Source organism: Providencia sp. 2024EL-00732 (assembly GCF_044006275.1).
GTDB lineage: Bacteria > Pseudomonadota > Gammaproteobacteria > Enterobacterales > Enterobacteriaceae > Providencia > Providencia huashanensis.
Genome location: NZ_JBIPDG010000013.1, coordinates 42,064 through 54,292 on the forward strand (window position 1 = coordinate 42,064; position 12,229 = coordinate 54,292).

At 42.0% G+C, this 12,229-nt stretch carries 10 protein-coding genes; 7 read left to right on the forward strand and 3 right to left on the reverse strand.

Annotated features, from left to right (window positions below; all coding sequences use genetic code 11):
* Positions 1–5 precede the first annotated feature (5 nt).
* The 7 genes from ACHB7C_RS17330 (at position 6) to ACHB7C_RS17360 (ending at position 8,057) form a co-directional block, all read left to right on the forward strand.
* On the forward strand, positions 6–1,175 hold the full coding sequence (locus ACHB7C_RS17330) for a hypothetical protein (protein WP_129466914.1): 1,170 nt from the start codon (positions 6–8) through the stop codon (positions 1,173–1,175).
* Between the two features lie 12 nt (positions 1,176–1,187).
* Positions 1,188–2,282, forward strand: a complete 1,095-nt coding sequence (locus ACHB7C_RS17335; protein WP_129466915.1) for an IpaD/SipD/SspD family type III secretion system needle tip protein — start codon at positions 1,188–1,190, stop codon at positions 2,280–2,282.
* A gap of 47 nt (positions 2,283–2,329) precedes the next feature.
* Positions 2,330–4,051: a hypothetical protein gene (locus ACHB7C_RS17340; RefSeq protein ID WP_166685481.1), complete on the forward strand. Its 1,722-nt coding sequence runs from the start codon at positions 2,330–2,332 to the stop codon at positions 4,049–4,051.
* Complete coding sequence (locus ACHB7C_RS17345) at positions 4,048–4,290, forward strand: phosphopantetheine-binding protein (RefSeq protein WP_048605503.1); 243 nt, start codon at positions 4,048–4,050, stop codon at positions 4,288–4,290. The genes ACHB7C_RS17340 and ACHB7C_RS17345 overlap by 4 nt, the downstream gene beginning before the upstream one ends.
* A gap of 288 nt (positions 4,291–4,578) precedes the next feature.
* Positions 4,579–5,964 carry an MFS transporter gene (locus ACHB7C_RS17350; protein ID WP_042843359.1) on the forward strand — a complete coding sequence of 462 codons (1,386 nt, stop codon included), beginning with the start codon at positions 4,579–4,581 and terminating at the stop codon, positions 5,962–5,964.
* A gap of 80 nt (positions 5,965–6,044) precedes the next feature.
* Positions 6,045–7,046, forward strand: coding sequence for a LacI family DNA-binding transcriptional regulator (locus tag ACHB7C_RS17355; protein WP_094301194.1), 1,002 nt, complete (start codon positions 6,045–6,047; stop codon positions 7,044–7,046).
* A 24-nt stretch (positions 7,047–7,070) separates the two neighbouring features.
* Positions 7,071–8,057 carry a nucleoside hydrolase gene (locus tag ACHB7C_RS17360; protein WP_395348041.1) on the forward strand — a complete coding sequence of 329 codons (987 nt, stop codon included), beginning with the start codon at positions 7,071–7,073 and terminating at the stop codon, positions 8,055–8,057.
* Positions 8,058–8,094: 37 nt separating this feature from the next.
* Here ACHB7C_RS17360 and ACHB7C_RS17365 read toward each other — a convergent pair whose 3' ends face one another.
* The 3 genes from ACHB7C_RS17365 to ACHB7C_RS17375 form a co-directional block, all read right to left on the reverse strand.
* Entirely contained in the window at positions 8,095–9,483 is a 1,389-nt protein-coding gene (locus ACHB7C_RS17365) for an amidohydrolase family protein (RefSeq protein ID WP_210831666.1), read from the reverse strand.
* A gap of 152 nt (positions 9,484–9,635) precedes the next feature.
* Positions 9,636–10,586 (reverse strand): carbamate kinase family protein, encoded by a 951-nt coding sequence (locus tag ACHB7C_RS17370; RefSeq protein ID WP_042843364.1) that lies wholly within the window; start codon positions 10,584–10,586, stop codon positions 9,636–9,638.
* A gap of 76 nt (positions 10,587–10,662) precedes the next feature.
* Complete coding sequence (locus tag ACHB7C_RS17375; RefSeq protein WP_042843365.1) at positions 10,663–12,225, reverse strand: xanthine permease; 1,563 nt, start codon at positions 12,223–12,225, stop codon at positions 10,663–10,665.
* Positions 12,226–12,229 lie beyond the last annotated feature (4 nt).

A 12,229-nucleotide genomic window follows, 5' to 3' on the forward strand; every position in this document is an offset into this window, starting at 1 on the left:
TTAAAATGACAGCCATTACTATGCAACCAGCGATTTCAAATAAAACTATCTTCAATACTGGAGGAATAACTAACTCTAAAGAGATACCTACATCAACGTTGGTAGGAGGAAGTCAGGAAATCAGCTTGTCTAATTTACCATCACTTATTGAGAATGAACTATCTGAAAAGCCAATATTAAATCTACCTGTAATTGAGCAGATGAAGCCAGAGCAATTAATATATGCGCTTTCAAGCCTTGATGTGCAAGAAATGGAAAATATTGAGCAGATCTCAAGCCTATTACAACCGAAAATTGCGAATGAATTGCAACGTATTTTTGAACAAGCAGAGCAAAAGGCAATTGGGCAAGTTGATTTAGCCAAGCCTCGTCAATTTCTTGGAATTATAAGTAGTGACATTATTGTAGAAATATCAAAACTTATTCGTAAAGTTGCCTCTGAGATAAAAATTTCTGACCGTCAAATAAGCACCGCTTTTAATGTGTTGAGTGGCAAAATGGTAGAAGCAGCAGCCGCATCCACAATTAAAGAAGGCAAAAAAATGATGGAAGGCGCTATTATCAATTTTAGTGTTTCTTTAGGCGTGAGTGGCGCAGGGGCAGCATTCCAAGCAAAATCGCTACATACCCAGAGTAAATCAATTAATACGAATTTAAAATCAGGTATTAACAATATCAATGCAGGTGACAGGTTATCGCAGCTAAATGGTCAAGCATATGCATTAACGGGTAAAACCAATGGTGGAGCTGTGTTAAAAGGCAAGGATGGATTGTCTATTGAACTAACTGATCAAGCCACAATGGGGCAAAAAGCATTAGTCGCTAAAAATGGTCAAGATGCCGCCAACAGTACGAAAGCTTATGGTCAAAATCAGCTTAACGAACACAATAATATTGCTACTAAAGAGAGTATAAAGCGTGGTGTTGCAGAGCAAGGCGCTCGTTTATCCGATAGTGCGGGGAATATGGCGGCATCAACATCACAGGCAGAAGCAAAAGCCCAAAGTGCTAACGCGATGATAGAGCAAGACATTTCATCCGCTGCGCGTAAAGTGTCTGAAAATGCGGATAAAGCGATTAGTGAAAGTGGTGAATTGCTGAAGAAAATGAATGAGACGCTAAGAGATGTTCGCGATGGCAATATACGCACATTCCAAGCTGTGGTAAAAGGCTAATAGGAGCTAATAATGGAGGTAATATTCTCAACTGTATTAGCCAATTCTCAAGTTTCCTATGTTAAGCCTTTTGTAGAAATGGATTTCCCGCCTATTGGGTCGGGTATTCTTATTGACCCGAATGCCGATATTTACCAGCAAGTGGACAGTTATTTTCAACAGTTGGGTTATGAAGTACCAAGCCCTGCAGTGCGCACCCAAGTAGAATCAAACCAACTTGCTCAAATCACTGAGCAAGTAAAAACGTTATTGCGTGAGTTAAAAATATCGGGAGATAAGGCGTCGAGAGTACTATTAGGCTTAAACGAAGAGTTTGAACTTGAACCTAGTGGCGCAACGATGATGCGAAAGAAATCATCGAATACATTACCCCCGATTGAAGATGGTAGAAAGCACATTGGTGCCATTAGTGGCATGATTGATAATATTCATAAAGGTTACCAAAAAGAATTTGGTGAAATAATAAAAGCAACCACAAAATATATGCAAGGTGTGAATACGGCATTAGGTAAAATACCCGAATATATTAAAGCAGGAGACAGTGGAAAGATAAAACTGCAAAGAACAGCTTTATTAAATAGGCTAGATGAGCTTTTTGAGCCTTATACCGACCATAAAAAAGTAAGAGGAAATAAACCGTCAATTAAAGATTCTGATGCGGCAAACATTAAATACTATGAAGATTGGTCTAAGCCAGAAACTAGCGCCGAAAAAATCTATGAAATCAAATATAGTGAGCCTGTTTTTGAATTTTGGAAAAAGAAACTGGACGGCCAGGGATTTAAAGTCGAAACAAGAGGTTCTGATGATAGTAAAGTTATTCGAATTTATCCAGACCTGAAGCCACTACGCGAAATTATGAAATCAATCTATGATATTGATTCTTCTGGTGATGGGTGGGCAAGTAAAGGCGTAAATTTGCTTGCACAGAGCGTACAAAGTATGCAAACAGCGATTGACGCACAAAAAAATGTGATTAATAACTCTGTTTCACGTTTATTAGAAACATTCCGTCAAGATAATAGCCACTTTGATACATTAACTCAGTTGCTAGTTCAATTAATAAAAGATTTAAACCAATATAATAGTGGTTTTATCAGTATGTGATCTTTCTTGGTATAAATTAAAAATATTAATTATCATAAGGACTAACTATGATTAGTACTCAGAATAACTCTGGGATTCATAATATCTCTAATTCTCTCCATCATAATTTAGTTAATAAAGATGGTAATGTATTTTCTTCTAATTTAAATAATATTCATTCATTGGAATCCGAAAGTATTTTACCTAAAAATAATATTAAGAACGAAATTAATATTTCTGGTAATGTTAGTGATTTACACCGTAATAACCACCAGAAGCAAATAGACAATATAACACAGCTAGTTATTAAGTCAGATAGTAGCATTACTCGTAATATGGTGGCGAAAGTTTTAGGAGCGGGTGCTCATGGCAGTACAATTCAGCAAGAGTTAAACCTTCGTCCAGAAACAGCTTTAGTGACATTAACGTTATTTGCTCCTGAAGAACTCCCCTCAGCATTAGTTTCTGCAGCCGCAAAATTAATTAAAGAAATAGATGGAATACAAGATTTAAATACGGATGAGAATATTGAGGTTACGCTAAAAAAAACACAGGGAAATTTAGATAAACAGTTAGATAAATTCTTATCGGATAATATTACACTGGAGAAATTAGCTATTTGTTATCAAGAAAAATATGTTGACTCTGCAATTAAACACCAACTTAGTGCGTTTTTTTCTGACGAGGTGATTAATAGCCGTTCAACGGATAGCTTTTTGGTGAGTGATTTAAATATACAAAAAGGAAGGGATATCGAAAATACTATAAAGGAGTACAGTAACCTTGAACAGAAAAAATATGGTGATAAATATCAGCATTTAAATAATTTATTTCGTTATATTGAACAAAAGATAGAAATTATTAGCCCATTAAAAATAAAAATGGCATTGAGTGAGCCTGTAAAATCAGCAACACCATCAGTGAAAACAGAGGATGACGTTATTGATGGCATGTATAATCCAACAGAAAAAATGGGTGCTCCATCATCCAAGATAACAAATAGTTATAATACAGAATATCACTATCACTTAGGCTCTCCATTTAGCGAAAATATTAGTCAGATAAGTCATCAAGAACCTGGAGTAAGTAACACATCGTTTCAGGAGCCTACACAGGCTACAAATGATAAGGATTCGGCATTACCACCATCGAAAAAACCACTAACACGTGTTGTATTCAGCCAGCCAGTACAAGAGCCCGATGTGGATTATGATATGGACAATGCTAAAGACCAGGAAAATACTGAAGTAAAACAGCCTATTATTGAAAAGCCAGTTACGGCATCTAATAAGGTATCACCGTTGAATAATACCTCTTTGGAGCCACAGGATAGCTCTCACTTGATTAGGACTGAAGCTTTGGAAGAGTCTCGTTTGCCATCAGGGGAAAAATCCATTGAGGCGAAGCCAAAAACAACGGAGTTTTTCATTAACACTCAGCCAAAAAATGATTTTACGGTTAACCGTTACCAGAAAGATGAAAATAATCATTGGGTGCTGAAAAAACCTGATGCACAAAAACCAGTGACTTTAACGGCGAATGGGGCACTGACTCGTAATCAGTCAGATAAAGAGGTTTATCGTGGTGAACGTGAAGCAACAAAAGTCGTTGTGGATACTAGCTCACATCTCCCTAATGCGGGGTCGCTAGTGACATTAACTGAGCGTGGTGCACTGACGCGAGGCCAAGCGGAAAAAGAGCGTTATGCTGTTGCAACGGAAGAACAGATGAAACCTCTAAATGGTATTATTGGCTATCAGAACGCGGCGACTAAAGGTGGATCACAATGAGTCAAGTTCACCAACAATGGTTAGAAAATACTATTTATGCGCTGCGGGCTTATTCAGGTATTAAATTACAGGTTACGATGGATTCAAGTATTATCGAAGATCTGCATATTGACTCATTAGAAATGCTGGAATTGATAACGGAAATTGAGCGATACACTGGTTTGCCCCTTCTAGACGAAATCTGGATGAAATGGCGCTATTTACGCGATATTGTTAATTACCTATTGAGCGTGAAATGAAGATGAAAAGCCACTTAATATAAATAGTGGCTTTTCTATTTCCGTAATCAATATAACTAACATCGAGGTATTTTACATTTTCTGATTCTTTATGTTTTCCCCCAAAATTTCTTCTTTTATTTTCAGTCATATAAATTTCATATTTCTATCATCAAGTGATAATGCTCACAAAATAACATTCCCTCGTTTGCTTAATTCTACGCGCGTAGACTATCCTTTAAGTAAATAAAAATACCAGTTAGATTATTTTACAAATAGGCTTTGCGCCAATACCAAGGGTTTATGACTATGGCAACACATTTAAATACCGAGGCTAACCAACAAGCCGCACAAGAGCGGTTAAATACGCCTGAAGGGAAAAAAGATTTTCGCCGAGCGATTTTTTCCTGTTGGTTAGGGACAACCATGGAATATGCCGATTTTGCTCTCTATGGTTTAGCAGCAGGTATTATTTTCGGTGATGTTTTCTTCCCTGATGCGACGCCGGTTATGGCACTGTTATCCAGTTTTGCCGCGTATTCTGTTGGGTTTATCGCTCGCCCAATCGGTGCATTATTTTTCGGCTGGCTAGGTGATAAACATGGTAGAAAAATGGTGATGGTGATTACCATTGCACTGATGGGGATATCTACAACCCTAATTGGCGCAATTCCAAGTCACGCGCAGATTGGTGTTTGGGCGCCGGTTTGTTTGGTTATTTTACGGTTTGCTCAAGGACTTGGCGCTGGGGCTGAGCTATCTGGTGGAACTGTGATGCTCGGGGAGTACGCTCCGGTCAAGCGGCGTGGGTTAGTCTCTTCGATTATTGCCCTAGGTTCAAACAGCGGAACATTACTGGCTTCAATGATTTGGTTGATAGTCTTACAGTTAGATAAAGAAAGCCTCATGTCATGGGGATGGCGTATTCCGTTCCTTGGTAGTATTTTGATCGCGCTAGCAGCGTTATTTATTCGCCAACATATGCGTGAAACCCCTGTATTTGAACGGCAAAAAGCCCAACTGGCAGAGGAGCGTCGCCAAGCGTTGGCGTCTGATGCTGTAAGTCACCCTGTTGATAACCGTACTTTTTGGCAGAGAACGCGTGCATTTTGGACCATGGTTGGCTTACGGATTGGCGAAAATGGGCCGTCTTACCTAGCCCAAGGTTTTATTATTGGTTATGTCACCAAAATATTGTTGGTGGATAAATCGGTACCGACAACTGCGGTTTTAATTGCCTCGATCCTCGGTTTTGCCATTATCCCTTTTGCCGGCTGGTTATCTGACCGATTTGGTCGCCGTATTATTTACCGCTGGTTCTGCTTATTGTTAATGTTGTATGCAGTCCCCGCCTTTATGCTACTGGATTCACGGGAACCGCTGGTTGTGATCCCAACGATTATTGTTGGAATGGGGTTAGCATCTCTGGGGATTTTTGGCGTGCAAGCGGCATGGGGTGTAGAGCTATTTGGGGTACGTAATCGCTATACAAAAATGGCCTTTGCTAAGGAGCTTGGTTCTATTTTGTCGGGGGGAACAGCACCGCTTGTCGCCTCAGCGTTATTATCTTGGACTGGGCATTGGTGGCCAATTGCTATTTATTTTATGGGGATGGCATGTATTGGTCTAGTTACCACATTTTTTGCACCAGAAACGCGAGGCCGTGACCTTAACTTGCCAGAAGATGCAATATAAGTGAACGCAGGTGGTATATAAAAACCAGAGTGGCTGCTATTCTTTCGTAAGATAATAGTAAGTGAAAAAGGAATTGCTGCGTGCCTGATGTGAACTATCGTAAAGTGACGCGGGTAGATGTTGCCCGCGAAGCCGGAACTTCTGTTGCAGTGGTCAGTTATGTGATTAATAACGGTCCCCGTCCTGTTGCTGAGGCGACGAAACAGAAGGTGTTAGCGGCGATAAAAAAAACGGGGTATCGCCCGAATGGTATCGCTAAAGCACTGGCGTCTGGCAGTACACAAACCTATGGGTTGGTGATCCCTGATATCTCTAACCCTTTTTTGGCTTCTATTGCACATGCATTGCAACGTGAAGCTTTCAAGCATGGTCATGTCTTGTTATTAGGGGATGCAGGGGATTCCCGTGTGCGTGAAAAAGAACTGATTAACAACCTACTTTTACGCCAAGTCGAAGGGTTGATTTATACCAGTGTTGACCGTCATCCGTACATTGACCTGATCCAATCTTCGGGTACCCCTTGTGTGATGTTAGATAGGGTCGACCCTACCGAAGGCGTCAGTGCTCTTCAAGTCAATGAAAAGTTGGCAGCCTATAAAATCACTCGCCATCTCATTGAGCATGGTTTTAAAGATATTGGCATTATTTGTGGGCCCATTGAAATGCTTAATACCCAAGACCGGTTAAGTGGTTGGGAAAACGCTTTGGTAGAAGCCAACCTTGAAATACAGCAAAAATGGGTTATTGCAGGGCAATATACGCGTGATTGGGGTTACCAAGCTATCTATCAAATGCAGAAAATAGGGTTCCCTGAGGCCATTTTTGCAACCAATGAGTTACAAGCTTTTGGTTGTTTGAAAGCCTTAGCTGAACTAAAACTGCGGGTACCAGAGGACATTGCTCTGGTGTGTTTTAATGGTACTGTGCAATCGGAGTATACTGTTCCTACACTCACGACTGTTCGACAACCTGTTGATAAAATAGCAGAAAAAGCGATACAGATTCTACAAAACTGGCCAAATAAAGAAGCCATTTGTGAGGTGGACTTTGAGCTACAAATTGGGCACTCCTGCGGGTGCTGATAATGTATTATTTCAGGGAAATTTATGCGTGTAATTATTGATTGTGACCCGGGAAACGGCGTTGCAGGCGCGAATGTTGATGATGGGCTTGCTCTTGCACTTGCGATAGCAGCGCCAGAAATTCAACTAGAGATGATCACAACCGTTTCAGGGAATACGCCTAGTGAGGTTGGTTTTAATGTGGCCAGCCATTTAGTCAACTCGCTGAATGAGGACATTCCTGTTTACCGCGGGGCGTCATCGGCACTAATTGAAGCTAGCGGACCATGGCGCGAATTATTAGATAATGGCGCACAGCGGGCGCAACTTAACTATTTGTGGGATAACCTTCCCCCTGTGCCTGCTTTACCTAAATCAGCACCAGAAGCTGCGTGGCGTATTGGTGAGCGGGTGTGTCAGAACCCGCATCAGGTCACTATTATTGCGATTGGTCCTTTAACCAATATCGCCATGGCCATGCAATTGTTCCCTGAAATGGCAGAGAAAGTGGCTGAAATTGTTATTATGGGAGCGGTATTTAATGTCCCTGGTTATATTAAAGATACCAATTTTGGGCTAGACCCAGAGGCGGCCCATGCGGTTTTGAATAGTGGTGCCAATATTACTTTAGTGCCAATGGATGTTACGGTACAAACACAGATGGTACAGAGTGACCTCGATAAGTTTTCTGTACTTCAATCCACATTGAGCCAATTTCTTGTTAATACTATGCGCCCGTGGATTGATTATTCGCGGGCTACGCGTCAGCTGGCGGGGTGTTGGGTTCACGATGTGTTAACCGTTGCATGGCTATTAGATAAAAGCCTAGTAACCTACGAGAAAAAACAAGTGGGTATTGAGCTGCAAGGGGCATTACGTGGAAAAAGCTATTATTATGATGCGTTACGTTTACGAGTCGGTATTCCTGAGCCAATGGCAAAACCGATTACAGTATTACAAACTGTAGATAATCAAGGTTTACTGGGTTTAATTTTTGCCACGGTTAGCCGATATACTGCAAAGCCAGCCTGAAGCTAGCGCCATTCGGCGCTAGTTCAATGAACTGACATTAAGCTATCGATTTTTGCATTGTGCCGTAGGCGAGTTTGCCTTTATGGAAAGAGGCATGCCTTGGTGAAATTCGCGCAACGGCCTCAGCTGAGCAAGATGCGTCGACGAGAACAAAGCTAGCATCATCGCCTTTGGTGGGCCAAATTTGCTGGCCTTTGGTATCTAATGGCAAAATATTCCCTGTCGCAATTGCTAAAGCGCGAGACAGTGCCAGTTCATCTGGGCGAGTATACAACTGAGCATACAAGTTGGCTTTTTCGAGCATATCACCCAGCCCAAACGGTGACCAATGGTCGATAACGCTGTCTGTTCCGGTCATCACAAATACGCCATTATTATTTAATATTTTCAATGGCATATGTAATGTACCTATCGGTACTGTTGAGGCGATAGTCATTTGTTGTTCCGCCAGTTGCCTTGCGGTTTTTTCGGCTTGTTCTGGGCTCAGTGTTGCAAGAGCAAAGGCATGGCTAATCGTTACTTTACCGCGCAAACTTGGGTTTTCATTCACTGTTTTGATCATATACTCGATGGCAGCAAAACCCGCAGGGCTGGTTTCATGTAAATGAATGTCTACGCCTTTATTATAATCGAGAGCGATTTGGAACATCGTATCGAGAGATTTTTCCATTGCCCCATCAACGTTAGTGGGGTCTAAGCCTCCCACATAATGGGCGCCAGCTTGCATGGCTTCGCGCATTAAGGGTTCTGATTTTGACAACAATAACCCATGCTGTGGGAAAGCGACAATTTCACAAGTTAAATCTTGTTGGTGTTCATTAAGTACTTTTTGTAGGGTTTCTAAATTTTTTAACCCAGAAACGGGTTCGATATTACAATGGCTTCTGGCAATGGTTGATCCATGGGATTGGATCAACGTGATCAGCGCATTGGCTCTTTCTTCGGTGAAGGGTTGCAGTTCAGGTAACAGTTTCTGCTCTAGGGTGATCATATCCATAATTGTTTTACCTTCACGTGACTGTGGCGCTTGCCATGGCCCGCCATAGAAGGTTTTATCAAGGTGGATATGCATATCGCGAAACGCCGGTAGCATCAATTTGCCTTGAGCGTTATAAGCATTTAGCTGGTGATTAGCATGTTGTTTATTCGGTAAAATGGCGACAATTTTACCTTGATCGATTTCAACCGTTTGCAATGCGGTTTTAGTGCCAATCACCGTAGTATCGCGGAAATTAAAGCCTGTTTCGAGTAATACATCGTCAAGGTAATAATGGCTGTCGGTAATGCGAGTAATATCGGATGACATTGTGGGTTGATTTTGCGCGGATGCAATACCTGATACGGTACCAAAAAGGGTACAAGCAGCGGCGACTTTGGCGCTAGTGGAAAGGAACTCTCTTCTGCCGGATGATTGGTCTGCTTTCATAGAAACTCCTTGTGATCATGAAATAGAGTCGAATTTCCAGTTTTTGATCAGCAGTTCACCATCCAGATCGCTATTTTGCGATCTGGGGGTGATATTGAGACATTAACGAGAAACTCTAGCGTTCCAAAATAATGGTACGTTGTAAATAACCCTTACCCTTGGATGATATGGGTTCCCGTCTCACCTCGTAAGGCTTCCGGTAGTTTTTCTGGTGTGGTGATAATCACACGTTTACCGCCATTGGCAATAAATGACAGGCTCGCTTCGATTTTCGGTAACATACTGCCTGCGGGGAAATGGCCTTCTTCCATATAGCGTTGCATGTCGCTAGTGGTCGTTTCACCAAGAGCTTTTTGCTCTGGTTTACCGAAGTGAATGCAGACTTTTTCGACACCGGTAGTAATAATCAAAATATCGGCATTTAATTCTTTCGCCAGTAATGTCGTGGAGAGGTCTTTATCTATCACTGCATCAACGCTTTGGTAGCCACCATCGCCATTTTGAATAACAGGAATGCCACCGCCTCCAGCTGCAACCACTACGTAGTCATGTTCCGTTAAGGTACGGATCGCTTTTGATTCAACCACACGTTTTGGTTCTGGAGATGCGACTACTCGGCGATAGCCTCGACCGGAATCTTCGACAAAATGCCAGCTCGGGTTCGCTTGTTGTAATTCTTTAGCCTGTTGTTCTGTAAAAAATGCACCAATTGGCTTGGTTGGGGCGCTAAAGTTAGGGTCGTTCTTATCGACTTCAACTTGTGTAACAACTGTAATAGCTTGGCGATTGTGACGTTTCGCTAGCACGTTAGTGAGTGCCTGCTGAACTAAATAGCCAATGCCACCTTGAGTATCAGCGACGCAGTTAGCAAGGGGGGTTAACGGCAAACCTTCTGTTTCATGGGCTATTTCAGCGCGGCGTAGGTCTAATCCAACTTGGGGTCCATTTCCATGGGTCAAAACAATGTTGTAGTTACCCTCAAGCATGTCACTAATATGCAGTGCCACTTCTTGAACGGCTTTTTCTTGAGCTTCGATAGACTGGCTGTTGTTATCTTTGATAATACTGTTGCCCCCGATGGCAACAACCACGAGTTCTTTCATTGTTAATGTTTCCTGATACAGAGATTTAGCTCACAGCCGGTGTACTGTAGACACCGGCTATAAAAGGTTGGTTTGATTACACTGACTTACTGAGTTTCTCAGATTGTTCAGCTTGTTGTTCTTCCACCGATTTACGGCTATCTAAAAAATATTTGAGTACAAATAAAGCTGCCATCATGAGGTAAGCGTAAACAAACATCAAGGTTGAACCGGTTGCAATTCCTACTGCTGGGGAGTGAATAATTCCAAAGAATACTAATATTGCGCCAGCTGCCGCAGCAATTGCCCCACGTAGTGGTTGGTTGAGGATAGCGAAGATAGCGATACAACCCCATAGCATACTTGCCAATGGCGCACCGTTACCTAAGTGTACAAGACCTTGATAATAAACACCTTTGTGTAGTAATGTTTCAACGCCTATTGCACTTGCTGACGTCCCTGCGGCCCCCATCACACTGTTGACCATAGTGAGCGCCCAGTTAGCAATCCATGGGAATAGACAGATAAAGATAACAGGCACTTCAATCTTCGGTGTTTCTCGTACCACTTGGTTGGCAGTGACAACACCGATAAACACCAATATTGGTACGATAGCTGTCATTGGAATGATAGCGAGCATGAATGCACCGATACCAAACAATGGGACAATAAACATGGTGATACCTGATGCTAGCGTATAACCAACACTGGCCCCCATTGCTTTCCAGCCAGCATGCCCAACATAAACAGTGACTGGGAATGGGTTACCCATGAAGCAGCCAACAGTTGAAGATAAGCCGTTAGCTAACATAACTTTACGGGTATTGTATTCATCACCTGCAGCGTGAGCACTTTCAATGTTTTCAAGGTCAAAGATATAGTTTGCTAAGCCCAATGGTACCGCAGAAGCTAAATATGGAAGTGCATGCGGTAAGCCTTGGAAGAAGCTGTCAATATGAATCCCTGGAGGGTTAAAGCCGAATGACGCCATAGAGTCTTTTATTGCCTCTGCACTTTGCAGCCCAGAAGCCCACGCAAGTACTGTTCCCGCGATAAGCAATAATAAACCGGTAGGAATACGTGCAAAGATAGGCTTTTTACCAAACCAGTTAATGAAAATTAATAATAAAACAATAAATGAAACGGTTGGTGCTTCAAAGGCTTGCAGCATTGGGTTCATTGCTAGCAATAATAGCCCAAGCCCAGAAAGACAAGATAACAGCACCGTACGAGGGATCATTTTACGGATAGTTTCGCCTAAGAATGAGCCACCAACGAGGATCATTGATTCAACGAAACACCAAACCAATGCGATTTGGATAGCAAACTCAGCATTCTGCGTGGTTTGGTACACCGGCATAATGACTAAGAAGGTCACGGTAAAGATAGAAGGTGCACTTGGCCCTGATGGCAGAGCGGTTACATCGCTGCGCCCTGTTTGTTTGATCATTTGCTGGCCAAAGTAAGCATAGCTAATACTGGCAAGTAAAACGGCGAGACCAAAAGCGGGTGCAATGCGACCATAAACAAGTTCAGATGGGATACCAACAACGAAAATTAATAAGCCCATCATGGTGAGTAGATTAGTTAAGTTATTGGTCATTAAGCCAAAATAGGCAGCCAAGTCCCCACGTTTCCACTTTATATTAAATATACTCATATAG

What these genes read in the sequence shown, in the direction of transcription:
- ACHB7C_RS17335 (WP_129466915.1), top strand. Translation starts at nt 1,188, where the DNA reads ATGGAGGTAATATTCTCAACTGTATTAGCCAATTCTCAAGTTTCCTAT.
- ACHB7C_RS17370 (WP_042843364.1), bottom strand. Translation starts at nt 10,586, where the DNA reads ATGAAAGAACTCGTGGTTGTTGCCATCGGGGGCAACAGTATTATCAAA.
- ACHB7C_RS17360 (WP_395348041.1), top strand. Translation starts at nt 7,071, where the DNA reads ATGCGTGTAATTATTGATTGTGACCCGGGAAACGGCGTTGCAGGCGCG.
- ACHB7C_RS17350 (WP_042843359.1), top strand. Translation starts at nt 4,579, where the DNA reads ATGGCAACACATTTAAATACCGAGGCTAACCAACAAGCCGCACAAGAG.
- ACHB7C_RS17340 (WP_166685481.1), top strand. Translation starts at nt 2,330, where the DNA reads ATGATTAGTACTCAGAATAACTCTGGGATTCATAATATCTCTAATTCT.
- ACHB7C_RS17330 (WP_129466914.1), top strand. Translation starts at nt 6, where the DNA reads ATGACAGCCATTACTATGCAACCAGCGATTTCAAATAAAACTATCTTC.
- ACHB7C_RS17345 (WP_048605503.1), top strand. Translation starts at nt 4,048, where the DNA reads ATGAGTCAAGTTCACCAACAATGGTTAGAAAATACTATTTATGCGCTG.
- ACHB7C_RS17365 (WP_210831666.1), bottom strand. Translation starts at nt 9,483, where the DNA reads ATGAAAGCAGACCAATCATCCGGCAGAAGAGAGTTCCTTTCCACTAGC.
- ACHB7C_RS17375 (WP_042843365.1), bottom strand. Translation starts at nt 12,225, where the DNA reads ATGAGTATATTTAATATAAAGTGGAAACGTGGGGACTTGGCTGCCTAT.